25 protein-coding genes are annotated in these 23,729 nt (G+C 60.3%); 9 read left to right on the top strand and 16 right to left on the bottom strand.

Features of this window, described 5'->3' with window-relative positions:
* Positions 1 to 21: 21 nt before the first annotated feature.
* The gene (locus tag ABLV76_RS05615) at positions 22 to 1,401 is read left to right on the top strand and encodes a carbohydrate porin (protein ID WP_122927715.1); all 1,380 of its coding nucleotides are present in this window, start codon (positions 22 to 24) and stop codon (positions 1,399 to 1,401) included.
* Between the two features lie 150 nt (positions 1,402 to 1,551).
* On the opposite strand, the gene phnV is transcribed toward ABLV76_RS05615, so the two are convergent.
* The 5 genes from phnV to phnR form a co-directional block, all read right to left on the bottom strand.
* A complete protein-coding gene (gene phnV / locus ABLV76_RS05610) occupies positions 1,552 to 2,349 on the bottom strand; it encodes a 2-aminoethylphosphonate ABC transport system, membrane component PhnV (protein WP_017900800.1) in 798 nt (265 codons plus the stop codon).
* 2 nt (positions 2,350 to 2,351) lie between these two features.
* Positions 2,352 to 3,212 (bottom strand): 2-aminoethylphosphonate ABC transporter permease subunit, encoded by an 861-nt coding sequence (gene phnU, locus ABLV76_RS05605; protein WP_004202231.1) that lies wholly within the window; start codon positions 3,210 to 3,212, stop codon positions 2,352 to 2,354.
* The gene (gene phnT, locus ABLV76_RS05600) at positions 3,212 to 4,324 is read right to left on the bottom strand and encodes a 2-aminoethylphosphonate ABC transport system ATP-binding subunit PhnT (RefSeq protein ID WP_023319376.1); all 1,113 of its coding nucleotides are present in this window, start codon (positions 4,322 to 4,324) and stop codon (positions 3,212 to 3,214) included. The genes phnU and phnT overlap by 1 nt, the downstream gene beginning before the upstream one ends.
* 5 nt (positions 4,325 to 4,329) lie before the next feature.
* Entirely contained in the window at positions 4,330 to 5,343 is a 1,014-nt protein-coding gene (gene phnS / locus ABLV76_RS05595; protein WP_048326099.1) for a 2-aminoethylphosphonate ABC transporter substrate-binding protein, read from the bottom strand.
* A gap of 178 nt (positions 5,344 to 5,521) precedes the next feature.
* A complete protein-coding gene (gene phnR / locus ABLV76_RS05590; protein WP_004202235.1) occupies positions 5,522 to 6,241 on the bottom strand; it encodes a phosphonate utilization transcriptional regulator PhnR in 720 nt (239 codons plus the stop codon).
* A 141-nt stretch (positions 6,242 to 6,382) separates the two neighbouring features.
* Here phnR and phnW point away from each other — a divergent pair, with 141 nt between their 5' ends.
* Together phnW and phnX are read left to right on the top strand one after the other, a co-directional pair.
* A complete protein-coding gene (phnW, locus tag ABLV76_RS05585) occupies positions 6,383 to 7,486 on the top strand; it encodes a 2-aminoethylphosphonate--pyruvate transaminase (protein ID WP_004202236.1) in 1,104 nt (367 codons plus the stop codon).
* A 9-nt stretch (positions 7,487 to 7,495) separates the two neighbouring features.
* Positions 7,496 to 8,305, top strand: a complete 810-nt coding sequence (phnX, locus tag ABLV76_RS05580; RefSeq protein WP_004202238.1) for a phosphonoacetaldehyde hydrolase — start codon at positions 7,496 to 7,498, stop codon at positions 8,303 to 8,305.
* On the opposite strand, the gene nepI is transcribed toward phnX, so the two are convergent.
* The 9 genes from nepI to ivbL all read right to left on the bottom strand — a co-directional run bounded on the left by nepI (position 8,302) and on the right by ivbL (position 17,615).
* Positions 8,302 to 9,495, bottom strand: a complete 1,194-nt coding sequence (gene nepI / locus ABLV76_RS05575; protein WP_348878219.1) for a purine ribonucleoside efflux pump NepI — start codon at positions 9,493 to 9,495, stop codon at positions 8,302 to 8,304. The two genes, phnX and nepI, sit on opposite strands and share 4 nt — an antisense overlap.
* 260 nt (positions 9,496 to 9,755) lie before the next feature.
* On the bottom strand, positions 9,756 to 10,208 hold the full coding sequence (locus tag ABLV76_RS05570) for a DUF1198 domain-containing protein (RefSeq protein WP_004181583.1): 453 nt from the start codon (positions 10,206 to 10,208) through the stop codon (positions 9,756 to 9,758).
* A 136-nt stretch (positions 10,209 to 10,344) separates the two neighbouring features.
* On the bottom strand, positions 10,345 to 11,736 hold the full coding sequence (uhpT, locus tag ABLV76_RS05565; protein ID WP_004202242.1) for a hexose-6-phosphate:phosphate antiporter: 1,392 nt from the start codon (positions 11,734 to 11,736) through the stop codon (positions 10,345 to 10,347).
* 145 nt (positions 11,737 to 11,881) lie between these two features.
* Complete coding sequence (locus ABLV76_RS05560; protein ID WP_017899678.1) at positions 11,882 to 13,210, bottom strand: MFS transporter; 1,329 nt, start codon at positions 13,208 to 13,210, stop codon at positions 11,882 to 11,884.
* A gap of 11 nt (positions 13,211 to 13,221) precedes the next feature.
* Positions 13,222 to 14,703, bottom strand: a complete 1,482-nt coding sequence (gene uhpB / locus ABLV76_RS05555) for a signal transduction histidine-protein kinase/phosphatase UhpB (protein ID WP_348878225.1) — start codon at positions 14,701 to 14,703, stop codon at positions 13,222 to 13,224.
* A 17-nt stretch (positions 14,704 to 14,720) separates the two neighbouring features.
* The gene (gene uhpA, locus ABLV76_RS05550; protein WP_032456764.1) at positions 14,721 to 15,314 is read right to left on the bottom strand and encodes a transcriptional regulator UhpA; all 594 of its coding nucleotides are present in this window, start codon (positions 15,312 to 15,314) and stop codon (positions 14,721 to 14,723) included.
* 121 nt (positions 15,315 to 15,435) lie between these two features.
* Complete coding sequence (gene ilvN / locus ABLV76_RS05545; protein ID WP_023319383.1) at positions 15,436 to 15,723, bottom strand: acetolactate synthase small subunit; 288 nt, start codon at positions 15,721 to 15,723, stop codon at positions 15,436 to 15,438.
* A gap of 3 nt (positions 15,724 to 15,726) precedes the next feature.
* Positions 15,727 to 17,415 carry an acetolactate synthase large subunit gene (gene ilvB / locus ABLV76_RS05540; protein ID WP_017899674.1) on the bottom strand — a complete coding sequence of 563 codons (1,689 nt, stop codon included), beginning with the start codon at positions 17,413 to 17,415 and terminating at the stop codon, positions 15,727 to 15,729.
* 104 nt (positions 17,416 to 17,519) lie between these two features.
* On the bottom strand, positions 17,520 to 17,615 hold the full coding sequence (ivbL, locus tag ABLV76_RS05535) for an ilvB operon leader peptide IvbL (protein ID WP_002923286.1): 96 nt from the start codon (positions 17,613 to 17,615) through the stop codon (positions 17,520 to 17,522).
* 12 nt (positions 17,616 to 17,627) lie between these two features.
* On the opposite strand from ivbL, the gene ABLV76_RS05530 reads away from it, so the two are divergent.
* The 5 genes from ABLV76_RS05530 to emrD all read left to right on the top strand — a co-directional run bounded on the left by ABLV76_RS05530 (position 17,628) and on the right by emrD (position 21,163).
* On the top strand, positions 17,628 to 17,795 hold the full coding sequence (locus ABLV76_RS05530) for a hypothetical protein (RefSeq protein ID WP_072096580.1): 168 nt from the start codon (positions 17,628 to 17,630) through the stop codon (positions 17,793 to 17,795).
* A gap of 450 nt (positions 17,796 to 18,245) precedes the next feature.
* The gene (tisB, locus tag ABLV76_RS05525) at positions 18,246 to 18,365 is read left to right on the top strand and encodes a type I toxin-antitoxin system toxin TisB (RefSeq protein WP_004145059.1); all 120 of its coding nucleotides are present in this window, start codon (positions 18,246 to 18,248) and stop codon (positions 18,363 to 18,365) included.
* 90 nt (positions 18,366 to 18,455) lie between these two features.
* Positions 18,456 to 18,902 (top strand): GNAT family N-acetyltransferase, encoded by a 447-nt coding sequence (locus ABLV76_RS05520; protein WP_064190008.1) that lies wholly within the window; start codon positions 18,456 to 18,458, stop codon positions 18,900 to 18,902.
* Between the two features lie 67 nt (positions 18,903 to 18,969).
* Positions 18,970 to 19,803, top strand: coding sequence for a DMT family transporter (locus ABLV76_RS05515; protein ID WP_348878218.1), 834 nt, complete (start codon positions 18,970 to 18,972; stop codon positions 19,801 to 19,803).
* 175 nt (positions 19,804 to 19,978) lie between these two features.
* Positions 19,979 to 21,163 carry a multidrug efflux MFS transporter EmrD gene (emrD, locus tag ABLV76_RS05510; RefSeq protein WP_208527349.1) on the top strand — a complete coding sequence of 395 codons (1,185 nt, stop codon included), beginning with the start codon at positions 19,979 to 19,981 and terminating at the stop codon, positions 21,161 to 21,163.
* Positions 21,164 to 21,232: 69 nt separating this feature from the next.
* On the opposite strand, the gene dsdC is transcribed toward emrD, so the two are convergent.
* Complete coding sequence (gene dsdC / locus ABLV76_RS05505) at positions 21,233 to 22,156, bottom strand: DNA-binding transcriptional regulator DsdC (protein WP_017899673.1); 924 nt, start codon at positions 22,154 to 22,156, stop codon at positions 21,233 to 21,235.
* Positions 22,156 to 22,290: a hypothetical protein gene (locus ABLV76_RS05500; RefSeq protein ID WP_032425824.1), complete on the bottom strand. Its 135-nt coding sequence runs from the start codon at positions 22,288 to 22,290 to the stop codon at positions 22,156 to 22,158. The genes dsdC and ABLV76_RS05500 overlap by 1 nt, the downstream gene beginning before the upstream one ends.
* Positions 22,291 to 22,382: 92 nt before the next feature.
* Between ABLV76_RS05500 and dsdX the strand changes: the two genes are divergently transcribed.
* Complete coding sequence (gene dsdX, locus ABLV76_RS05495; protein WP_348878217.1) at positions 22,383 to 23,720, top strand: D-serine transporter DsdX; 1,338 nt, start codon at positions 22,383 to 22,385, stop codon at positions 23,718 to 23,720.
* Positions 23,721 to 23,729 lie beyond the last annotated feature (9 nt).

Genomic DNA, 23,729 nt, shown 5'->3' with positions numbered 1-23,729 from the left:
AATTATTAAAGCGAGATAACCATGAATACTGTGAAAAAACTGCCTTTAGCCATGGCGGTTGTCGCCGCGCTGTGCCCAATTTCCGTAATGGCGCAAGAATTTACTCAGGAACAGATCGACGCCATCGTCGCCAAAGCCGTTGATAAAGCGCTGGCCGACCGCCAGGCGAAAATCGACGCCGCGGCCGACAAAAAGGTCGACGTGATCACCAACCCGCAGACCACCGCCGCCTCGCCGGATATGGCCATTCCGTTCGGCCTCAAGTTCAGCGGCTACGCCCGCTATGGCGCCCACTTCCAGACCGGCGACCAGAAATATGTCGGCGTCGACGGCTCCTATAACGGCGCCTCGGCGATCGGCCGCCTGGGCAACGAAAGCAACGGCGGCGAATTCCAGATCAGCAAGGCCTTCAAAAGCGCGCAGGGGGCTATCTGGGATCTTAACGTGATGTTCGACCACTGGAGCGACGAGGTTAACCTGAAGAAGGCCTACGTCGGCGTCACCAACGTGCTGGAATCCAACCCCAACGCCTATATCTGGGCCGGCCGCGACTTCCACCAGCGTCCGCAACAGGGGATCAACGACTACTTCTGGATGAACCACGACGGCCAGGGCGCCGGGGTGAAGAACTTTGATATCGGCGGCGTACAGTTCGACGTGGCGGCGGTGTCGCAGGTGAAATCCTGTAGCCCCGAAGTGATGGCCGACGAGACCAACCCGTCGCGCATCACCTGTACCGGCAGCTCCGATACCGGCGACAACGGCCACTACGCGCTGACCACCAAAACCCACAACATCAAGGCCGGGCCGATCGACGTCGAGGTGTACGCCAACTACGGCTTTGACTCGAAGGCGGTGGACAGCGACGCGCGCCTCGAAGCCTGGCAGGGCGGCCTGGTGCTGAGCCACACCAACGACAGCGGGGTGAACAAGGTGATCCTGCGCTACTCCGACAACTCGGATAACAGCGTCTACAACAAAACCGACGACCTGACCACGGTCTACGCCAGCTTCGAGGGCAGCCATAAGTTCACTCAGCAGGCGCAGGTGGAATATCTGCTGGCCTTCCACGACTACGACAACGGCAGGGACAACACCGACAACCGCAAGAACTACGGCGCCATCGTGCGGCCGATGTATTTCTGGAACGACGTGCACTCCACCTGGCTGGAAGCGGGCTACCAGCGCGTGGACTACGACCAGGGCGGGGATAACCATGGCTGGAAGCTGACGCTGTCGCAGAACATCGCCATCGGCATGGGGCCGGAGTTCCGCCCGATGCTGCGCTTCTACGTCACCGGCGGCCAGGTGGACAATGAGCATACCGCGAAGGTGAACGGCACCCAGGACCAGCAGCTGGATTCGCTGAACGTCGGCGGGATGTTTGAGGCGTGGTTCTGATGCGATAGCGTTGCCGAAGGAGCGTTCCCGGCTGGCGCTACGCTTAGCCGGGCTACGACTGAGGAGGCCTGCCGGATCCCACCCCCAGGACCGGCAAGCAACAGCTCCGCCGGGCAGTCAGCCCCGTGCCCTGGTGGCGTCATCAATTCTTTATCTCTGGCTTAATCGGCGGGCGATACGCTCCAGCTTCATCATCAACAGCAGCGTGACGCCCACCAGCACGATGGTCAGCGCCGAGCCATCGGCGATATTACCGCGATCGGTCAGGCTGAAAATGGTCACCGGCAGCGTCGTCCAGCCCGGCGGATAGATCATCACCGTCGCCCCCAACTCCCCCATCGACAGCGATAAACTCAGCGCCAGCGCCGAGATCATCCACGGCGTCATCAGCGGCAGCGTCACATGGCGCAGGCGGTACCACGGTGAAGCGCCCAGGCTGGAGGCGACGTTTTCAATATCAGCGGAAATCCGCGCCAGGCCGGTCGTGACGTTACTGAAGGTAAAGGCCGAGATCAGCACGAAATGCGCCGCCAGGACGATAAAGAAGGTGCCGTTCATCTGCAGCGGCCCCTGGCTGAAGGCCACCAGAATGCCCAGTCCCACGGAAACCGAGGGGATGGCGCTGGGCAGATAAAACATCAGCCCAAGATATTTCTGCAGCTTCGCGCCAGTCTGGCGCAGCGCCAGCGCCGCCCACATCCCGCACAGCAGCGCCAGCAGGCTGGCGCAGAAGCCCACCACCAGGCTGGAAAACAGCGAATCCCACGCCGCCCCGCGAAACGCGTTAACAAAGTGGGCAAAGGTAAAGCCGGTGGGCAGCAGGCCGTTCCATTGTTTACTCAGGCTGGAGAGTAAAATCACCGCCAGCGGCAGCAGGAAAACGCCGGCAAAAAGCGTCACCGCCAGCGCGCCCGCCGCCGCGCGGCCTTTACGCGACCAAATCAACATCGTTAACTCCTTACGCCAGTGCGCACCGCCGCCAGCCGATAGAGCATAAACAGCCCCAGCGACAGCAAAATATTGATCAGCGCAATCATGCAGGCCACGCTGTAATCCGACTCCAGAATCGCCTTGCTGTAGACCATCATCGGCAGGGTATTGACCCCTTTGGCGCCAATAAACAGCACGATCCCGAACTCGTTAGTGGTCAATAGCAGGCACAGGCTGCCGCCCGCCATCAGCGCCGGGAGTGCCGCCGGGAAGATAACCTGGGTAATCACCCGTAACGGATGAGCGCCGAGAATACTCGCCGCTTCCAGCTGGCTCTTATCTATCTGCCGCAGTCCCGCCATCAGCGGGCGCATCACCAGCGGCGTAAACACGGTAATCTCCGCCAGAATCACGCCGTTAATCGAATAGAGGAAGTCTACCGGCGGCAGTTCAAAAGCAAACAGCGCCATCAGGGTGCCGTTGAGCAGCCCCGCCGAGCCGTAAATAAAGGTGAACGCGAGAGTGATAAGAAAGGTCGGCAGCGCAATAAAAGTATCAATGACCCGGCCCACCAGTTGGCTGCCGGGGAACGGAATAAACACCAGAATCAGCGCCAGGACGCTGCCGAGCACCAGGCAGCCAAGGGTAGCGAACACCGCAATCTGTAAGGTATTGAGCAGCGCGCCAATAAAGCGCTTAGAGTCGATCACCTGCCAGAAGGTCTCGAGGCTCAGGTTGCCGCTGGCGTCGCGAAGCGCCTGTTCGGCGATCAGCAGCAGCGGATAGAAAAACAGCGTCGCCAGCACCAGCAGCGGCAACGCCAGCCACAGGTAAGGGCGCAGGTTTCGCGCCGGACGCGCAAGCGTGAGGGTTTGCGCCATCATTGCACCTCGATCAGAACCGCATCGCCAGGTTCGAAGTAGAGCGCCAGCTTGTCCCCCGCGCGCGGCAGTGGGTTGACCTGAGTCATGACGATCCGCACCGCTTCGCCCGCGACGTCGCACAGCAGATGCGTCAGATCGCCCTGCCAGTGCACCGACGTCAGGGTGGCGTTGAGGCGATTACTGGTTGCCGATCGCGGCGCCAGGCTCATGTGCTGCGGGCGAATGCATAACAGCTTATTGTTGCCATGCAGGCCGCCCCGGCTGAAGGCGTTAATCAGGCCGCCGCCGCAGCTTACGCTAACCAGCCCCGGCTCGGGGCTGTCTTTCAGCGCCGTCGCCTGCAGGATATTGGCGCGGCCGAGGAATTCGGCGCTAAAGCGGTTCGGCGGATAGTGGTACAGCTCGTGCGTTTCACCGTGGGCGATCAGCGACCCGTCTTTCATAATGCCGATTTTGTCCGCCAGAGTGAGCGCTTCGGTCTGATCGTGGGTAACGTAGAGGATGGTCAGCTCCGGTAGTTCGCGATGCAGGCGGGCAATCTCTTCCACCATGTTATGGCGAATTTGTGCGTCCAGCGCCGACAGTGGTTCATCAAGCAACAGCACCCGAGGACGCACGGCAATCGCGCGGGCTATCGCGACGCGCTGCTGCTGGCCGCCGGAAAGCTGATGCGGATAGCGGGTGGCGTAGTCCGCCATACCGACGATTTTTAAGGCTTCGGTCACCCGCTCGGCGATCAGCGCCCTGGGCTGCTTTTGCGCCCGCAGGCCGAAGGCGACGTTGTCTTCCACCTTCATATGGGGAAACAGCGCGTAGTTCTGCACCACCATCGCCAGCCCGCGCTGGTAAGGCGGCAGGTGGGTGACGTCCGTGTCGCCGATCAGGATCCGCCCGCCAGCCGGTTGCACAAAACCGGCAATCGCCCGCAGCACGGTGGTTTTCCCGGAACCGGAAGGGCCAATCAGCGCCAGCACTTCACCGGGCTCAATGGTCAATGACAGCGGTTTTAAGACCACGTTGCCGTGGTAGGAAACGCGCAGCGAGTCCAGGGTGATCCCGGAGGTCCCCGCCAGCGACGGGGAAGAGATGACGGTCGTTTTCATTAACATCAGGCTTACTCGCTATCGGTCACTTTATGCCAGCGGGCGATATCCGCCGAGAGAGAAACCGCGACGTCGTCCCAGTTGGGTTCCCAGCGCTTCACGCCGTCGAGCGCCGCCTGCGCTGCCTTAAAGTTAGCGTCATCCGGCGCCACGTCGCTGCGCACCGGTAAGCCCCAGGAGCGCGCGCTGACGCTGGATTGCGCCGGTTTATCCAGCAGGAAATTAATCAGCTTCTTGCCGTTTTCGCTGTTCGGTCCGTTCTGCACCAGCCCGATGGCGTAGGGCAGCGCCAGCGCGCTGCGCTCGCCTTTGTCGTCCGCCGGCCAGAAGATTTTGACGTTCGGATTACGCGCCATCTGCGACAGGTTCATCTGCAGATCGCCGTTGGCGACGTACAGCTCGCCTTTGTTGACCAGCGCCGTCAGCTTGCCGGTGGAGGCCGATGGGCCGACGTTATTGGCCTGCAGCTTGCCCAGATACTCGAAGCCGGCATCTTTGCCGCCAAGGCTGTGGAAGGCCTGCAGCATCACCGCGGTGCCGTCCCCCGCCTGGCCCGGCGTGGAGTACTGCAGCTTATTCTTAAAGCGGCTATCCAGCAGATCCTGCCAGCTGGCCGGCGCGGTTTTCAGCAACTGGCCGTTATAGATGAAGGTCAGATAGTTGTTCACCAGCGGCGAATAGCGGTCATTGGCGCCGGGGATCTGCGCGCTGCCCTGTGGGGTAAAGGTGGCCAGCAGCTGCTCTTTCGCGGCGCGCTGGATAAACGGCGGCACCGTGACCAGCACATCGGCCTGCGGATTGGTGCGCTCCTTCGCCAGACGCTCGACGATCGCGCCAGAGCCGCCTTCCACATACTGCACTTTGATACCCGTCGCTTTGGTGAAGGCGTCGAACTGGCTCTGATACCAGCTATTATCGCCGTCATGCAGGCCGTCGGCGGAGTAAACCGTGACGACGCCGTCCGCCCAAACCGGGGAGCTGGTCAGCGCGAACAGGGACAGCAGAGCAAGTCGGGAGAGTTTCATCGTGTTAGCCTCATCGCAGTTAGTTGTTCTGGTGTAGACCAGATTTGCGTTCACGCTACCGAGGGTTTATGACAAAACGATGAAAGAAGTGTGTCGAAAGAGTTAAAGCGAAGGGGATACGTCGCCCCCGGTTAACGCTGACGCCACCGGGGATACGGGAAGGGTTAATACAATAAAATCAATGGGTATCGACTTCGATCCGCAGGCTGTCATGCCGCCAGTATTCGATATCGTAATCAAGAATACGCCCGTGCTGATCGTAATTCAGCCTGCGCAGCAGCAGCGCCGGGCGCCCCTCCATCACCCCCAACGCCTCTGCGGCTTGCGGCGGCATGGAGGTGGGATAAAACGACAGATGCATACTGGTATAGATCAGGTCGTAGTGACTCTGATAAATCTCGGTCAGACTGCCATTGAGATCGTGGCGCAGCAGCTCCGGCACCCGGGCCGGCAGGCAGTGGTTTTCGCAATAGCACACCGGACGCCCGTCGGCATAGCGCAGGCGGGTCAGCAGGTAGACCTGATCGAAGGGCTGCAGCGCCAGCGGCGCCATCACATCCAGCGGCACGGCGGTTAAGCGGCCATCAAGCAGCACCGTTTTCGGCTCACGTCCCTGTTCGAGACACAGCTTGTGGAAGTTGGTGTTCTGCGTCGGATCCAGCCACAGACGCTCCGGCGTCACAAACCAGCCGCGGCGGTCGGCGCGGTAGATCACGCCGCTGGCCTCCAGCTGCGCCAGGCTCTCGCGCACGGTGATACGGGTTGTGTTGAACAGTGCGCACAGCTCGCGCTCGGAAGGCAATTTATCGCCGCTTTTGAGGGCGCCGTTTTGAATACGCGCCTGCAGCTGCGCCTTAATCATCAGGTATTGCGGCATCTCGCCAGAGGGTGATTTCATGTTTACTCGCTGCCACGTTTGGTGCGCTCATTATACATAGCCAGATGAATTTTTTGTTGCAGCACCACATTTCCTTTGACCCTGCCCCGGCTTTGTCTCCATGATAAACACCAATCTGGTATAGACCAAATGGTGAGACAAATGACTTCACGGAATTACCTGCTGCTGACTCCCGGCCCGCTAACCACCTCCCGCACGGTGAAAGAGGCAATGTTGTTCGATAGCTGCACCTGGGATGATGATTACAATCTCGGCGTGGTACAGACCATTCGCCAGCAGCTGGTGCAGCTGGCCACCCCGGCCGACGGTTATACGGCGGTGCTGCTGCAGGGCAGCGGCAGTTACGCGGTCGAAGCGGTGCTCGGCAGCGTCATCGGCGAACAGGGCAAAGTGCTGATCGTCAGCAATGGCGCCTATGGCGCGCGTATGATTGAGATGGCGCAGCTGATGGGCATCGCCTTTCATCCTTACGATTGCGGCGAAGTCGCCCGTCCGGACGCGGCGGCGATCGCGCGGATCCTGCAGGATGACCCGATGATCACCCATATCGCGATGGTGCATAGCGAAACCACCACCGGCATGCTCAACCCGATCGAAGAGGTAGCCGCGCTGGCGAAGGAGTATGGCAAACGCTATATCGTCGATGCGATGAGCAGCTTCGGCGGCATTCCGCTGGATATCGCCGCGCTGAATATTGACTATCTGATAAGCTCCGCCAACAAATGCATTCAGGGCGTGCCGGGCTTCGCTTTCGTCATCGCCCGCGAATCGGAGCTGGCCACCTGCAAAGGCCGCTCGCGCTCGCTGTCGCTGGATCTTTACGCCCAGTGGCGCTGTATGGAGGATAACCACGGCAAGTGGCGCTTCACCTCACCGACCCATACCGTGCTGGCCTTCGCTCAGGCGCTGAAAGAACTGGCCCAGGAGGGCGGCGTCAGCGCCCGCCATCAGCGCTACAGCCACAATCAGCGCCGACTGGTCGCCGGAATGCGCGCGCTCGGCTTCCGGACGCTACTTGATGACAGCCTGCACTCGCCGATCATTACCGCCTTTTATTCACCGGACGCGCCGCAGTATCGCTTTCACACCTTCTACCAGAAGCTGAAAGATCAGGGCTTCGTTATCTATCCGGGCAAAGTGTCGCAAAGCGATTGCTTCCGCATCGGCAACATAGGCGAAGTCTACGACGCCGACATCACCGCCCTGCTGGCGGCCATCGACAACGCCATGTACTGGAAACAATAAGGAACCGCCATGAACCGTATCACCGCACTCATCCTCGACTGGGCCGGCACCACCGTGGACTTCGGCTCCTTCGCGCCGACGCAAATTTTCGTCGAGGCCTTCCGCCAGGCCTTCGATATTGAGCTCACCCTTGAAGAGGCCCGCGTGCCGATGGGGCTTGGCAAATGGCAGCACATTGAGGCGCTGGGCAAACTGCCGTCGGTCGATAGCCGCTGGCAGGCGAAATTTGGTCGGCCAATGACGGCTGCTGATATTGATGCGATCTACGCCGCGTTTATGCCGCTGCAAATCGCTAAGGTTGTCGATTTTTCCGCTCCGATCGCCGGCGTGGTCGACACCCTCGCCGCGCTGCGCGCCGACGGACTGAAGATCGGCTCCTGCTCGGGCTATCCGCGTCCGGTGATGGAAAAGCTGGTTCCAGCCGCCGCCGCGCAGGGCTATGCCCCGGACCACTGGGTCGCCACCGATGACCTTGCCGCCGGCGGGCGTCCCGGGCCGTGGATGGCGCTGCAGAACGTAATTGCCCTTGGCATAGACGATGTGGCCCACTGCGTGAAGGTCGATGACGCCGCACCGGGCATCAGCGAAGGGTTACATGCCGGGATGTGGAGCGTCGGCCTGGCGGTGTCCGGTAACGAATTCGGCGCTACCTGGGAGGCGTACCAGGCGATGTCGAAAGAGGAAATCGCCACCCGTCGCGAGCGGGCGGCAGGCAAGCTGTATGCCGCCGGGGCGCATTATGTGGTTGATACCCTGGCGGACCTGCCGGAAGTGATTGCCGACATTAACGCCCGGCTGGCAAAAGGCGAACGGCCTTAAGCGGGTGAATTCACCTGCACTTTGGCCGCCACCAACAGGCCGGTAAACAGCATTAATACCCCTGACAACACCAGCGGCGACAGCAGCCCGAAGTGGTCAAGCGCAATGCCGCCGACCGCGGCGCCGCAGGTGTTGGCCAGCTGGATCACCGCCACCTGAATCGACCCGGCTTTTTCCGCCTGATCGGAGAGTGAACGGGTGATCCACGTTGACCACCCCACCGGGATCAAGGCGAACGCGAAGCCCCAGATAATTGCCACCGTCGAGGCGACGATTTTGCTTTCTCCCCACAGCACCAGCGCCGCCGCGCAGGCGGTCAACACCAGCGGCGCAATCGCCAGCGCCGCTTTCACCGAGCGTTTGAGCAGCACCGAGGAGAGCGACGTGCCGATGAAGCTGGCGATACCAAAGCTCAGCAGCACCAGCGTCAGGCCATCGACATCAAACCCGGCGAGGGTCATGTAGACCGGGCGAATATAGGTAAAAAAGGCGAACTGTCCGGCAAAGGCCATGAAAATGGCGCACATGCCGGCCATCACCCCCGGCCGCTTCAGCAGGCCAAACATATTTTGCTGCTGAGCCGCCGATTCACCAGGCAGCGACGGCAGCGCTTTCAGCACCCAGAGCGTACACAGTACACCCATCACCGCCGCGCCGTTAAACACGTTGCGCCAGCCGATAAGCCCGCCAAGGAAACTGCCCAACGGGGCGGCGATCACCAGCGCGATGGATACCGCGCCGAAGATAATCGACAACGCTTTCGGCACCACGCGCATCGGCACCAGCCGCATGGTCAGCGAGGCTGACATCGCCCAGAAACCGCCGAGCGCCAGCCCCAGACAGGCGCGTCCCAGCAGCAGCAGGGTGAAGCTATCGGCAAAGGACACCAACAGGCAGGAAAGGGTCAGCAGCAGCGAAAAGAGGATCACCACGTAGCGGCGATCGGTTTTGCCAATGACGGAAGTGATAAACAGGCTGGAAAACATCGCGACGAATGCCGTCGTCGTCACCGACTGCCCGGCCATCCCTTCGGAGATACCTAAATCCAGCGCCATCGGCGTCAGCAGACTGACCGGTAGAAATTCGACGGTAATCAGGCAGGCGACGCAGAAAGCAACCGCGAAGACCGCCGACCAGTTTGGTCGCGCGAGTTCGCGTGCATGGGGTTTGGCTTCATTTGAATAACTCATGAGTGACCTGCGAAGAAAGTGGCGGAAAGCTGCGCAGTGTAACATTTTGTTTGTGACGCATTTAACGTTTTCGCAACTCTTCTCGCTTTTCATGAAGTAATACAAAAGCGTAGTCTGTGAATATCGGCCTCGTCATTCTGCCGGATGGCGCTTACGCTTATCCGGCCTACAAGTGACGAGTGCGGAAACCGTAGGCCGGATAAGGCGCAGCCGCCATCCGGCACAAAAAGCGATGAACCCCAGGCCGAATAACTATGAGATCAGTGCAGCCAGTGCACGCCGTCTTCCGGGAGAAACAGGTCGTTATAGCGCTGCTGAAGGTTATGCAAATCGCTCATATCCGGATCCAGCTCGCGCAGAAACCCTTGCGCCAGGCGGATCTGCGCCTCGGTGATCGGCGCCGCTAAACGCGCTTTTTGCATCAGGCGATACCAGTAATGCAGGTTTTTTTCGCTAGCGTCGACAATTGCAACCTGCCAGATCAGCAGCACCTGGGCGGCGTTCTGCAGATGCGCTTCATTCGGCCGTTCAAGGTAACGCAAATACTCATTGCCGGCGGTTTTACCCAGCTGATCGATCATCGATTCCAGCGGGACGGGCGTGATGCCCAGGCGTTCGCTCAGGCGGCGGATCGCGCGGCGTGAATCAGAGGTAAGCACCCGAAATCCCACAACAAATACCACTACCAGGGTGGCCAGTCCTATCCAGATCATGCATCCTCTCATCCAATCGCAGCCTGACTATCATAATGGGAATTTGCCTGCTGTCGACTGTCGGACCTGGCATATTACGTAAGAAATAAAAAAGCCCGGCGCAATGGCCGGGCAAGGTTACCAAATACCTGGTGAATCAGGCAGTCTGCAAAATACGGTTCTTTTTCTCGCGGCGAATTTTACGCTCTTCGAAGATAGCCACGATGGCCATCAGGCAGATACAGCCGATGGCGGCGGCGTCCAGCGCCGCAAAGGTGCCGGCCCAGCCGGTGAGGCCAAAGACCGGGGTGCCGTCGGCGATCATCCCGAGGCCCAGCTTGGCGAAGCTATCGCCGATCAGATAGGCGAAAGTGCCCTTGATCCCATCGGCGGCGCCGATCGCTTTTTTCGGTACGAAGCCAACGGCGGCGACGCCAATCAGCAGCTGCGGGCCAAACACCAGGAAGCCCAGCGCAAACAGCGAAGCCAGATAGACGTACTGATTGCTGGCATGTTGATAAACACCGAGAGTGGCGATAATCAGCGCCAGCGCGATGCAGGCCACCAGCGCGCGGCGGCCGTTGGCCAGGTCCGACAGCCAGCCCCACAGCAGCGTGCCGACCAGGGCACCGACCTCAAACAGGGTAAACCCCTGAATCGCCACCTCTTTCGACAGCTTCAGCTCCTGGAAGGCATACACGGTGGACCATTGATCGATACCGATACGCACCACGTAGAGGAAGATGTTGGAGAAGCACAGCAGCCAGATCACTTTGTTTTTCAGCACGTACTCAACAAAGATCTGCCACTTGGTCATCGCGTTTTCTTCGGTCTCTTTATCCTCTTCGCTGATCGCTTCGCCAAACAGCTCCTCCGCCGTGCCGAGGCCGTAGGATTCCGGCGAGTCGCTACCGTAGCGCAGGCCAATAAAGCCGACGATCAGCGCAATAATCGACGGGAAGATAAACATGCCGATCACGTGGCCGTCGAACAGATAGTTGGCGCCAAACAGCGCCACGCCCGCCGCGCCGGCGCCGCCGAGGTTGTGAGAGATATTCCAGAAGCCGAGGAAGGTGCCGCGTTTACGTCGTGGCGTCCATTTGGTGATGGTGGAATAGCTGCACGAGCCGCCGGTGCTCTGGAAGAAGCCGCTTAGCGCATAGAAGGCGATCATCAAGAACAGGCTGGTGGAACCCGCACCCATACTGGCGCTAAAGCCCAGCATGCAGATGGCGGAGAGGATCAGCATAAACGGCAGGAACTGCTTGGTGTTTTTGCCATCGGCATAGTAGGAAACCAGGGTTTTCCCTACGCCGTAGGTAATGGAGAAGCCCAGGCCAATCATCCCCAGCTGGGTCATGCTCAACCCGTAGGTGGAGATCATGTCGTTCTGCGCAATATTAAAGTTCTTGCGGATCAGGTACATGGTCAGGTAGCCAATGAAGACCACCAGATAGGACTGCATGAAAGGTTTGAACCACATTTTGCGCCGCACGTCGAGCGGCAGATCCAGGGTCGGCTTACGAACCTGATTCAGAAAGGCCAGCATGGGTATCTCCTGAGCTGATTTTTTATGCCTGCGTCATAGCCAGGCATTGTAAAAATCAGCGCGCCGTCTGGCCTGAGACGGCGTCCAGGTGAAACCGGGAAAATTTCTTAGTTTTGCCCCATTCGCGGCGAAAGAGTGAGATGCATCACGCTTCACTGGCGGCGCGCGGCGCCTGCGCGTTTAAGAACGGCAGCAGCAGCAGCGCGGAAATGCCGGCGGCAATCGCGATCGCCACGAAGAATCCGGTCCAGTGCCAGATATCCATTACCTGCGCCAGCGGCCAGCCGGAAAGCGACGCGCCAAGATATGCGAACAGGCCGACAAACCCGGTAGCCGCCCCGGCGGCCTCTTTATGCGAACACTCCGCCGCCGCCATGCCGATCAGCATCTGCGGGCCGAAGACAAAGAAACCGGTGGTGAAGAAGCAGGCCGCCTGCATCACGTAGCTGGCGAACGGCATCAGCCACAGGCCGCCAACCGACAGCAAAATGCCGGCGGCGAAGATCAGATTCATCGGTCCGCGATTGCCGTTAAACAGCTTATCCGAGCCCCACCCCGCCACCAGCGCGCCGATAAATCCGCCCAGCTCGAACATGGTCACCGCCGAGTTAGCGGTCACCAGATCGACGCCAAGCGTCTCCGACATATACAGATTGCCCCAGTCGTTAATCGCCGCCCGCACCACGTACACCAGCACATAGCACAGCGACAGCAGCCAGATATAGGGGTTTGCCAGCACGTATCGGGTGAGGATCTCTTTGCGCGTCAGCCCGGCGCCCTCCTGCTGCTGGGCAATCTCCAGCGCATCGTGACGCCAGTCGCCCACGGCGGGTAGCCCCACCGCCTGCGGACGATCGCGCAGCCGCCAGCACAGATATAATCCGGCGAGGATCGCCAGGCCGCCGGCGATGGTCATCCCCGCGCGCCAGCCGTAATGTAGCGCCGCCGCTCCCACCACCATCGGGATCAGCGCGCCGCCAACGTTATGCGCCGTATTCCACAGCGCCCACCAGCCGCCGCGTTCGGTGCGTGAATACCAGGCCGTCAGCAGCCGGGCGCAGACCGGCGAGCCCCACCCCTGAAAGAAGGCGTTCAGTGCCCACAGCAGGGCGAAGGCCCACAGTGAGGAAGAAAAACCGAACAGAATATTCACCACCCCGGTGGCGATAAGCCCCAACCCCATAAAATAGCGAGCATCGGAGCGGTCGCTGACGATACCGGAGAAAAATTTCGACAGTCCGTAGGTGATGTAAAACAGCGTGGCCAGCAGACCGATATCGCTGCGGGTCAGCACGTTGCTGGCGAGAATGTCAGGCACCGCGGCGTTAAAGCTTTTGCGGGTGAAATAGAACAGCGCGTAGCCCAGCCAGATGGTCAACAGGATATGGCGGCGCCAGTAGCGATAACGCGCATCAAGCTCGCGTTTATCGCTAATCGGCGCAGCGTCAGGCGGGGCTTTTAAAAAGGCGAACATCAGCGATCCTCTCAGGCGTAACGCAGCGGTAGATTGACGCACACCCGGGTACCGTGGGTGCAGGAGATCGTCAGCGTGCCCCCCAGGGCGGTCACGCGCTCACGCATGCCGGTCAGACCGAATCCCTGCGCGCTGGATCCCGGCGGCAGGCCGCAGCCGTCATCCTCCAGCACCAGCATCAGACGCTCCTCCTGCTGCCAGCCCTGCAGGGTGACGGCGCTGGCGCTGGCGTGCTTGACGATATTGTTCAGTCCCTCCTGGCAGACGCGGAACAGGGTCACGCGCTGGTTTTCGCTCAGCCCCGCCTCGTTAATCCGCCAGTCGAGATGGCTGACAATGCCGCGGTCCTCCAGCTCCATCTCGCGCATCAGAGAACGTACCGCCTGCTCCAGCGGCAGGTCGTCAAGCTGGCGCGGACGCAGGCGGCCCAGCAGGCGACGCACCGAGTCGTAAACCCCCAGCGAGAGGTGTTCAATCAGCTGGCCGCTCTGGCGAACGCTGGCGTTGTCCGGCGCCAGCCGCTGGACGATCCCCGCCTGGGTGCGTATTGCGGTGATGGTCTGGCCGATATCATCATGGAGCTCGCGCGCGACGTCGCGGCGCACGCTCTCTTCGGTCTCCAGCAGGCGATCCGCCAGACGACGATTACGCGCCAGCTCGTTCTGTAGCGACTGGTTAAGCTCGCGCAATCGCTGGATCCCCGCCCCCAGCAGCAGTCCGGTGAGGCTCTGCGCCAGCAGCGAAAGCAGGAGATCGACGGGGTGATCGTGCCAGGTCTGGCTGGCAATCAGGGCGATAGCGTTCATCAATGTGGCGATCAGCGCGCCCTGCCAGCCGTAGTGCCAGGCGAGGGCGATAATCGGCAGCGCAAGGCAAAACGGGGTAAAGCGGGAGAGCTCAGCGGGCAGCCCAAGCTGCAGCCACAGGCTAATGGTGAATAACAACAGATACCAGATCAGATGCCGCCCGCGCCAGTTTACCGGCTGCGCCACCAGCGACGGCCCCAGGGGCCGCCAGACGGTGCTGGTGAGGTAGTGCCAGAACACCAGACAGGTCGGCGCCAGAGTCAGGCCGCCGGTGAGCGTCAACAGCAGGGCGTTAAGACCCTCCTCCCCCTCCGCCAGCCAGGGCAGCGATTGCAGCAGCGCGGCGGCCATTAACGCCCCGCCCTGACGCAGAAGCGTCAGCCAGTCGCGCTGCTGGCGATATCGCGAGATCAGCGCCACCGGCAGGAGGGTCAGCAGGCTTCCGATCATCAATATTATCGGGTGCGCCAGCGCCACTTCCTGCGCCAGCCAGAAGATCAGCAGCCACTCGGTTCCCAGCAGCACCGGCCAGTAGCCGCGCGGGCACTGCAGCATCAGCCCCAAACGCAGGCCGAAGGGGAACAGCAGCACCGCCAGATCGGCGCGCTCCACCAGATGCAGGCTGATGCTCCACAGACAAAACCAGGCGGCGGCGAAGATAAAGGCGCAGCCGATCACCGACAGCAGGCGCGGGAGTATGGTCTTCATTGCCAGCTGTCAAACATACGGCGCGCCAGCTCGACGTCATTGTTGACGCCCAGCTTTTCCAGCAGGTTAGCGCGGTGAACGTGGACGGTTTTCGGCGACAGTCCGAGCTCAGCGGCGATCTCTTTCACCGCCATGCCCTCCGCCAGCTTTTCCGCCACCTGGCGTTCGCGTTTGGTGAGCGGATCCTGGCGCCCGGCGGCCAGCTTCATGGCGATATCCGGTGTGAGATAGCAGCCGCCCGCCGCCACCGTGCGCACCGCGGCGATAAGTTCGTCCGGGCTGCAGCGTTTCGACAGAAAGCCCCGCGCGCCGGCGTTAAGCGCCTGCTCGACCAGCGCCGGGCTGTCGTGCACCGACAGCATGATGGTCGCCATCCCCTTCGGCAGCTGGCTGAGCAGCGCCAGCCCGGAAATATCCGGCATTGAGATATCGCAGATACAGACCTGAACGCCGCGCCCCGGCAACCCCGCCAGCGCCTCGCGGCCGCTGCCGAATTCGGCGACAACCTGAAAATCAGTTTCCAGCCCCAGCAGCTGAGCAAAGCCGGAGCGGACAATCAAATGATCGTCAATAAGGGCGATGGTGGTCATGATAGGGTCCTGGTGCCTGAGGCGACAAAGCGCTGTGTCCGTAGGCCGGATAAGCGCAGCGCCATCCGGCAAAGGCGCTTACCTTAACCATAAGCACCTTACCGTTCAAGCCTTGCGCGGTTTACTCGAAGAACACCGCAATTTTGTTAAACATGGTGGGATCGGACTGGTTACGCGCCACTTTGGTGACATCTTCCAGCTTTTCAATCTGGCTAATCATCTGCCCGAGACGCTGATCGTCGTTCACCAGCAGCCAGATGCGGCTGTGTTCGCTGCCCTGAATCGGTAGACAAAGAATACCTTCGACGTTAAAGGCACGGCGGGCAAAAAGCCCGCAGACGTGGGTCATGACGCCGGGGTGGTTGCGGACGGTGAGTTCCAGAATGACGTTTTCACAGTGTTTTTGCATGGCTTATTCCCCCACCATTTCAGTATTGGCCGCACCCGGCGGTACCATCGGATACACTTTCTGCTGCGCGTCGATGCGCACGTGGATCAGCGCCGGCCCCGGACGAGCGATGATCGCCTGCAGCGCCGCCTGCGGATCGGCTTCGTTATTTAAATCACAGGTTTGCAGGCCAAAACCGGCGGCAATCTGCATAAAGTTAATCATCCCCGGATAAGTGGCGGCAAAAACGCCCTGCTGATAAAACAGGCTCTGCTGCTGATGCACCAGCCCCAGCGCTTCGTTGTTCAGCAGAATAATTTTTACATCCAGCTGATTTTCAGCGGCGGTAGCCATCTCCTGAATATTCATCATCAGGCTGCCGTCGCCGGAGAAGCAGATAACCTTGCGCTGCGGATTCGCCAGCGCCGCGCCAATCGCCGCCGGCAGGCCGAAGCCCATGGTACCGAGGCCGCCGGAGGTCAGCCACTGGCGCGGACGGTTGAGCGGGTAGGCCTGCGCCGTCCACATCTGGTGCTGGCCAACGTCGGTAGTGATGATCGCTTCATCATCCACGCAGGCGGCCACGGCGTTAATCAGGCCGTAATGGGAAAGCGGGTCGCTTTCCTGCGGGATGGCGCAAGGGAATTCGCGCTGCAAGTCGGCCACCAGCTGGCGCCATTCCTCGCGCGGCTGCGCCTCAATCTGCGGGTTCAGCTGGGCTAAGACTTCCGCCACATCGCCCTGAATCGCCACGTGCGGTTGCTTGATTTTGCCCAGCTCGGCGCGGTCGATATCGACGTGGATAATCTTCGCGTTCGGGCAGAACTGCTCGGTCTTGCCAATCGCCCGGTCATCAAAACGCGCGCCTAAAACAATCAGTAAATCCGCTTCCTGCAGAATGAAGTTGGTGCTGCGCGCGCCGTGCATCCCTAGCATCCCCAGCGACAGCGGGTGCGCCTTCGGCAGCATGCCCAGCGCCATCAGGGTCATGGTGGTCGGCAGATTGGCTTTTTCCGCCAGCTCACGGATCTCCTGCGGCGCGTTAATCACCCCGCCGCCCAGATAGAGCACCGGACGCTTCGCCGCATTGATCATCGCCGCCGCTTCGCGCACGCTTTCGGGGGCGAATGCCGGCGGAGCGGCGCGCTCGCCCGGTTCCGGCAACGTTTCCAGCTCAATGGTCGCCGACTGTACGTCCTTAGGAATGTCTATCCACACCGGCCCGGGACGCCCGGACTGAGCAATACGGAAGGCGTCGCTGATCACCTGCGGCAGCTCGGCGATGTCGCGCACCAGATAGTTATGTTTGGTGATGGGGATAGAGATGCCGTAGGTGTCCACTTCCTGGAAGGCGTCGGTGCCAATCATCGATGCCGGCACCTGGCCGGTGATGCAGACCAGTGGAATCGAATCCAGGCGGGCATCGGCGATCGCCGTCACCAGGTTCGTCGCCCCCGGGCCGCTGCAGGCCATACAGACCGCTGGTTTGCCTTCGGTACGCGCCATCCCCTGGGCGATAAAGCCCGCGCCCTGCTCGTGGCGCGCCAGGATGTGGCGGATCTGCGTGCTCTGGCTTAAGGCATCGTAAATAGGCAGGATGGAGCCGCCCGGAATGCCGCTAACCATAGTGATACCCTGGCGTTCCAGTAAATGAACAACCAGCTGCGCGCCGGTAAAGCGCATTGTGTTTGATGTGGTGCCCGAACTTGCCATGCTCCAGTCCTTTTCTTCTGGGCCGACTTTACCGGGGGGCTCGCCAACAAAAAACCCCGCTCGGTTTGCGCCGGCGGGGTTTGGAATTCGTGTTGTTCCGGACCCTACGGCGCATTGCCGACGACGACCACCACAGACACGACGACCACCGCGGCTGGCGCGGTTTTTAGTAGGGTCGAAGCGATCAGGGTTGCGTTCATTAGGGACCTGTTGTGTCGAAAAATAAGCTGAATTTATACAAACACAGGTTTTACGTTTTCACAATGGATTTATTTTCATCCACGAAAATTTGCGCGAAAGATCACAGTTCGGCGCAAAAGGGCAGAAAACAAAAAACCCCGCCGGAGCGAGGTTTTTATCAGTATGGTTACAGGTGGTAGCCGCAAGCACACTGTATTACGTCAACGCCAAAAGTATACGCGATCGCTGCAGTTCGCGCAATTTAAGGTCGCTTTTTCTCTGTCATAGAGTATGGGCGAGAGCGGCGGATTTGTCCAAAAAATACTGTTCATCCATACAGTATTTATCTATACTGGGTGTGTTCATGGTGTGCCATTCGGGGGCCGCAAGTTTGACCGGCGCAACGAAGTCCTGGCTGAAACGGGTGGTGCCGTCAGTGCCTTAACCCCGAGAGAGCACACTGTGTTACGTCAACAACGTGCAGTCACTGGTCCGCGCGGCAACGCGTGGTTCAGCGCTGCGCACCCCTGTCGTTGCTGGCGGCGGGCCGGGAAGCCGTCCACGGAAGGAGCAATCATTGGCCAGGGCGACGCCGCCGGCGACAGGCAGGGATAAGCTGGCAACAGGCAGCGGAAAGGTACGTCAGCTTATTGTGCTCCTTAACCACAGGAGACGCGCGTATGGGCGGAATGGATATTATTATTTTAATCCTGAAACTCATGGTTGCTGTGTTGCAACTACTTGATGCAGTCCTGAAACAGTTCCGCTGATTCAGGTTCAAGTCGCACCTGAGGGGGGCGGGAAACCGCCCCCCTGCAGGCGCCCGCCGGGCGTCCCGGGATGACTTGATGGAGGAAGCTATGCCACCCCTGTTAATTGCCGCCACGACGCCGGATGCCCCGGGGTTCGCGGCGCTGCGCACCGAAAGCCTTGAACAGCATTTCAATATGCTGCGCCGCCTGGCGGAAAACTGGCAGAGCGGCAAAAACCGCTTTACCGCGCCGGGCGAAACGCTGCTGGGCGCCTTTGTGAACCACCAGCTGGTTGGGGTATGCGGCATCAATAGCGATCCCTTCAGCCCGCAGCCGCGGGCCGGGCGTATTCGCCATCTCTACATCAGCGAGCGCTACCGCCGCCGGGGGATCGGCCAGCAGCTGCTGGTCTCGGTTATCACCCACTCCAGCGCCTGGTTTGATTTTCTGAACACCCACGCCCCGGCGCAGGCCTGGCACTTTTATGAAAGACTTGGCTTTCGCCCGGTGTACGATGAACCGCGGGTGACGCATCGCCTGTTTTGTTCGCTGTAGCCCCCGCTGGCTGGCAGCGCGGGCGCGTGTTACAGTCCGGTGACCTTCACTGTTGAACCTGTCTGCGATGACCATCACCGTATTCTGCATTTTGCTGTTCGCCGCCCTGCTGCACGCCAGCTGGAACGCTATTGTCAAAGCCAGCGGCGATAAAATGTACGCGGCGATCGGCGTCAGCGGCTCGGCCGCGCTGATCGCGTTGGTGATGCTGCCCTTTGCCCCGCAGCCAACGCTTGCCAGCGCCCCCTATCTGCTGGCGTCGTGCGCGTTACAGGTGGTGTATACGGTGCTGGTGGCGAAGACCTATCAGGTGTCGGATATGAGCCAGACCTATCCGCTGATGCGGGGAACTGCCCCATTGCTGGTGGCGGCGATAAGTGTGCTGTTTCTCGGCGATCGTTTGTCGCCGCTGGCCTGGCTGGGCATCGGCGTCATCTGCCTGGCTATTCTGGCGATGGCCTTTAACGGCCGCGCCAGCTCGCGCAAAGGCATCGTGCTGGCGCTGATCAACGCCTGCTTCATCGCCGGCTATACGCTGGTGGACGGCACCGGCGTCCGGCTGGCGGGCTCGGCGCTGGGCTACACCCTGTGGACCTTTTTTATGAACGGCTTCTGCCTGCTAAGCTGGGCAATGATGACCCGCAGCGCTGAAGCCAGCCGCTATCTGCGCCTGCACTGGCGAAAAGGTATCCTCGGCGGTATCGGCACCATGGGCTCCTACGGCCTGGCGCTGTGGGCGATGACCCAGGCGCCGCTGGCGGTGGTCGCCGCGCTGCGTGAAACCTCCATTTTGTTCGGCGCGCTAATCGCTTTTATCGTCCTGAAAGAGCAACTGATGCCGCTGCGCATCTTCGCCGCCTGCGGGATTGCCGCCGGGGCGATCCTCCTGCGCCTTGCGTAGCCTGCAATGGCAACATTAGTTGCCGTTCCTGTTTACATAATCTGCCTGGAACTCCCTCAATAATCGGCACTTTGCAGTTGTTCTGTCATTTTTATATGGTAGATTCCTCCATCGATTACGGGATGTGCCAGTCACATATTCTTCATTTCTCTTTACTCACAAAGTATTCATCGACATGAAACGGCATAAAAACTTCAATTTGTTGTTGATGCTGGTACTGCTGGTGGCCGTTGGCCAGATGGCGCAGACCATATATATTCCGGCCATCGCCGACATGGCGGTCGCGCTGAACGTTCGCGAAGGGGCGGTTCAAAGCGTGATGGCGGCCTACCTGCTGACCTACGGTATTTCACAGCTGTTTTACGGCCCGCTCTCCGACCGCATCGGTCGCCGCCCGGTGATCCTCGTCGGGATGTCGATTTTTATGCTGGCGACGCTGGTCGCCATGACCACCCATAGCCTGCCGGTGCTGATCGCCGCCAGCGCCATGCAAGGGATGGGCACCGGCGTCGGCGGCGTGATGGCGCGCACCCTGCCCCGCGATCTGTACGAAGGCGCCCAGCTGCGTCATGCCAATAGCCTGTTAAATATGGGTATTCTGGTCAGCCCGCTGATTGCCCCGTTGCTCGGCGGCATCCTCGACACCCTGTGGAGCTGGCACGCCTGTTACGCTTTCCTGCTGGTGCTGTGCGCCGGGGTGACCTTCAGCATGGCGAAATGGATGCCGGAAACGCGCCCGGAGGGCGCGCCGCGCACCAAACTTCTGGCCAGCTACAAAACGCTGTTCGGCACTGGCGCGTTTAACTGCTATCTGCTGATGCTGATCGGCGGCCTGGCGGGGATTGCGGTATTCGAAGCCTGTTCCGGCGTACTGATGGGCGCGGTGCTCGGCCTGAGCAGCATGGCGGTGAGTATTCTGTTTATTCTGCCGATCCCGGCGGCCTTCTTCGGCGCCTGGTTTGCCGGCCGCCCCAACAAGCGTTTCCCGACCCTGATGTGGCAATCGGTTATCTGCTGCCTGCTGGCGGGTCTGATGATGTGGATCCCGGGGCTGCTGGGCGTCATGACCGTCTGGACCCTGCTGGTGCCGGCGGCGCTGTTCTTCTTCGGCGCCGGCATGCTGTTCCCGCTGGCCACCAGCGGCGCGATGGAGCCATTCCCGTTCCTCGCCGGTACCGCCGGGGCGCTGGTTGGCGGCTTGCAGAATATCGGCTCCGGCGTACTGGCCTGGCTGTCGGCGATGATGCCGCAAAACGGTCAGGGCAGTCTCGGTCTGCTGATGATGCTGATGGGTCTGTTGATTCTGCTGTGCTGGCTGCCGCTGGCCTCGCGCTTTACCCATCATCAGCAGCCGGTATAAGCGCGGCGGCCGTGCCCCGGATAGCGGCTGACGCCTTATCCGGGCTACCTCCCGGTGGCTGCTTTTGTCTTATGTCAGGCTGTGCAGCCACTCGATAAAGGCGTCGATTTTCGGCCACTGGCGACCCGGCAGGGTGGTTACATAGTAGTGCTGGTGGCATTTCAGCGTCATATCGCCAAACGGGGCGATCAACTCCCCACTCTCCAGCCGCTTCTGCACCAGCCGCTTACGCCCCATCGCCACCCCGACATGATTCATCGCCGCAATCGTCGCTAAATCGGAACGATCGAAGCCAATCCCCGACGATGGCGGCAGTTCCACCGCAAACTGCTGCGCCCAGCTATACCACTCGTCGGTGCCGGAATCGTTACTCCATGCCTGGCGGTCGTGGAGCAACGTACAGTGGCACAGATTGCCCGGATTCGACATTAACTGCCGCTGTTGCGCGTAATTCGGCGTACATACCGGCACGATCGCCTCATCCATCAGAAAATGGTGACTCAGCTGCGACGACGGCGCATCATCAAAATAGATCGCCAGATCGATGCCCGTCCGCTGCAGGTTAACGTTTTCATTGCCGGTCAGCACGGTGAGGGAGATGGCCGGGTAACGGCGGGTAAAGTCACCCAGGGCCGGCACCAGCCAGCACTGGGCGATAGAGGGCCGCGAGTAGACCGTCAGACTGCCGGAGAGCTCCTGGTTTTTGATATCGAGGATCTCCTGATTGAGACCATCCAGCGACGACTTCAGCGCCCAGTAGACCCGCTTACCTTCACGCGTCAGCTCAACTTTGCGATGCGAGCGGACAAAGAGCAGGATCCCCAGCTCCTCTTCAAGTTGATTAATCCGGTGGCTGACGGCGCCAGGCGTGAGCGCCAGCTCGTCGGCGGCCAGGGCAAACGACTCGTGCCGCGCCGCCACCTCAAAGGTCGACAGCCTGGAGAGCTGCCAGCCGTTCAGCAACCGGGTACCTAAGGTTTTTAGCACATCCATCACGCGCTCCTGGCAAATACAGTGGCTGTTGATGATAAAAAAATCACGCCGGTTTTGCCGCAAAAGGGTGAGTTAATTTGACCCATAGCATATTTAATGGTCTGTTTTTGAGCTAAATCACCCATTTGATTCAATTCTCCTCACCCTAAAGCCCATTTTTATCGTTTGTCAGCCCATGACGATTCTCGCTTCAATAAGGCCAGATTATTCACAGGCGAGGTGGAATATGGGTTCGCAAGTCTGGGTTGTGAGCACGCTGCTGATCAGCATCGTGTTAATCGTCTTAACGATCGTCAAACTGAAGTTTCATCCATTTCTGGCGCTGCTGCTGGCGAGCTTTTTCGTCGGCGCGATGATGGGAATGGGCCCGCTGGAGATGGTCAACGCCATCGAGAGCGGGATCGGCGGCACGCTGGGCTTCCTGGCGGCGGTAATCGGTCTCGGCACCATTCTCGGCAAGATGATGGAGGTCTCCGGCGCGGCGGAGCGCATCGGCCTGGCGCTGCAGCGCTGCCGCTGGCTGTCGGCGGACGTGATTATGGTGCTGGTCGGCCTGATCTGCGGCATCACGCTGTTTGTCGAAGTCGGCGTGGTCCTGCTGATCCCCCTGGCCTTCTCCATCGCCAAAAAAACCCATACCTCGCTGCTGAAGCTGGCTATTCCGCTGTGTACCGCGCTGATGGCGGTGCACTGCGTGGTCCCCCCGCATCCGGCGGCCCTGTTTGTCGCTAACAAACTGGGCGCCGATATCGGCACAGTGATTGTTTATGGCCTGCTGGTCGGTCTGATCGCCTCGCTGGTTGGCGGTCCGCTGTTTCTCAGAGCGTTAGGCAACCGCCTGCCGTACAAACCGGTTCCGGCCGAATTTGCCAACCTTGAGGTCCGCGAGGCGTCGACGCTGCCGTCGCTCGGCGCCACGCTGTTTACCGTACTGCTGCCGATTGGCCTGATGCTGGTGAAAACCGTCGCCGAACTGAACATGGCGAAAGGCGGCACGCTGTATACGGTGCTGGAATTTATCGGCAACCCCATCACCGCGATGTTTATCGCCGTCTTTGTCGCCTATTACATGCTCGGCATTCGTCGGCAGATGGGGATGGGCGTCCTGCTGACCCATACGGAAAACGGCTTTGGGTCTATCGCCAACATCCTGCTGATTATCAGCGCAGGCGGCGCATTCAACGCGATTTTAAAATCCAGCGGCCTGGCCGATAGCCTGGCGGTGATCCTATCGAACCTTGATATGCACCCGATTTTGCTGGCCTGGCTGGTGGCGCTTATCCTGCACGCCGCCGTTGGCTCCGCCACCGTGGCGATGATGGGCGCTACCGCCATCGTTGCCCCGATGCTGCCGCTTTATCCCGGCGTCAGCCCGGAGATCATCGCCATTGCCATCGGTTCCGGCGCCATTGGCTGCACGATCGTCACCGATTCCCTGTTCTGGCTGGTAAAACAGTACTGCGGCGCCAGCCTCAGTGAAACGTTCAAGTACTACACGACGGCGACTTTTATCGCGTCGCTACTTGCACTGGCCGCCACCTTCCTGCTTTCTTTCATTATCTGAGCGCAAAGA

Origin of the sequence: Klebsiella sp. GB_Kp047 (assembly GCF_040065235.1) — a bacterium.
Taxonomy (GTDB): domain Bacteria; phylum Pseudomonadota; class Gammaproteobacteria; order Enterobacterales; family Enterobacteriaceae; genus Klebsiella; species Klebsiella quasipneumoniae.
Note: the sequence above shows the minus strand (reverse complement) of the source record. Positions and strands in the feature narration are given on the sequence as shown.

What these genes read in the sequence shown, in the direction of transcription:
- ABLV76_RS05615 (WP_122927715.1), top strand. Translation starts at nt 22, where the DNA reads ATGAATACTGTGAAAAAACTGCCTTTAGCCATGGCGGTTGTCGCCGCG.
- ilvN (WP_023319383.1), bottom strand. Translation starts at nt 15,723, where the DNA reads ATGCAAAAACACTGTGAAAACGTCATTCTGGAACTCACCGTCCGCAAC.
- phnX (WP_004202238.1), top strand. Translation starts at nt 7,496, where the DNA reads ATGAACCGTATCACCGCACTCATCCTCGACTGGGCCGGCACCACCGTG.
- dsdX (WP_348878217.1), top strand. Translation starts at nt 22,383, where the DNA reads ATGGGTTCGCAAGTCTGGGTTGTGAGCACGCTGCTGATCAGCATCGTG.
- ABLV76_RS05560 (WP_017899678.1), bottom strand. Translation starts at nt 13,210, where the DNA reads ATGTTCGCCTTTTTAAAAGCCCCGCCTGACGCTGCGCCGATTAGCGAT.
- phnR (WP_004202235.1), bottom strand. Translation starts at nt 6,241, where the DNA reads ATGAAATCACCCTCTGGCGAGATGCCGCAATACCTGATGATTAAGGCG.
- nepI (WP_348878219.1), bottom strand. Translation starts at nt 9,495, where the DNA reads ATGAGTTATTCAAATGAAGCCAAACCCCATGCACGCGAACTCGCGCGA.
- phnV (WP_017900800.1), bottom strand. Translation starts at nt 2,349, where the DNA reads ATGTTGATTTGGTCGCGTAAAGGCCGCGCGGCGGCGGGCGCGCTGGCG.
- phnW (WP_004202236.1), top strand. Translation starts at nt 6,383, where the DNA reads ATGACTTCACGGAATTACCTGCTGCTGACTCCCGGCCCGCTAACCACC.
- phnT (WP_023319376.1), bottom strand. Translation starts at nt 4,324, where the DNA reads ATGTTAATGAAAACGACCGTCATCTCTTCCCCGTCGCTGGCGGGGACC.
- uhpA (WP_032456764.1), bottom strand. Translation starts at nt 15,314, where the DNA reads ATGACCACCATCGCCCTTATTGACGATCATTTGATTGTCCGCTCCGGC.
- emrD (WP_208527349.1), top strand. Translation starts at nt 19,979, where the DNA reads ATGAAACGGCATAAAAACTTCAATTTGTTGTTGATGCTGGTACTGCTG.
- phnS (WP_048326099.1), bottom strand. Translation starts at nt 5,343, where the DNA reads ATGAAACTCTCCCGACTTGCTCTGCTGTCCCTGTTCGCGCTGACCAGC.
- uhpT (WP_004202242.1), bottom strand. Translation starts at nt 11,736, where the DNA reads ATGCTGGCCTTTCTGAATCAGGTTCGTAAGCCGACCCTGGATCTGCCG.
- ABLV76_RS05515 (WP_348878218.1), top strand. Translation starts at nt 18,970, where the DNA reads ATGACCATCACCGTATTCTGCATTTTGCTGTTCGCCGCCCTGCTGCAC.
- ABLV76_RS05570 (WP_004181583.1), bottom strand. Translation starts at nt 10,208, where the DNA reads ATGATCTGGATAGGACTGGCCACCCTGGTAGTGGTATTTGTTGTGGGA.
- phnU (WP_004202231.1), bottom strand. Translation starts at nt 3,212, where the DNA reads ATGGCGCAAACCCTCACGCTTGCGCGTCCGGCGCGAAACCTGCGCCCT.
- ivbL (WP_002923286.1), bottom strand. Translation starts at nt 17,615, where the DNA reads ATGAACGCAACCCTGATCGCTTCGACCCTACTAAAAACCGCGCCAGCC.
- dsdC (WP_017899673.1), bottom strand. Translation starts at nt 22,156, where the DNA reads ATGGATGTGCTAAAAACCTTAGGTACCCGGTTGCTGAACGGCTGGCAG.
- ABLV76_RS05520 (WP_064190008.1), top strand. Translation starts at nt 18,456, where the DNA reads ATGCCACCCCTGTTAATTGCCGCCACGACGCCGGATGCCCCGGGGTTC.
- ilvB (WP_017899674.1), bottom strand. Translation starts at nt 17,415, where the DNA reads ATGGCAAGTTCGGGCACCACATCAAACACAATGCGCTTTACCGGCGCG.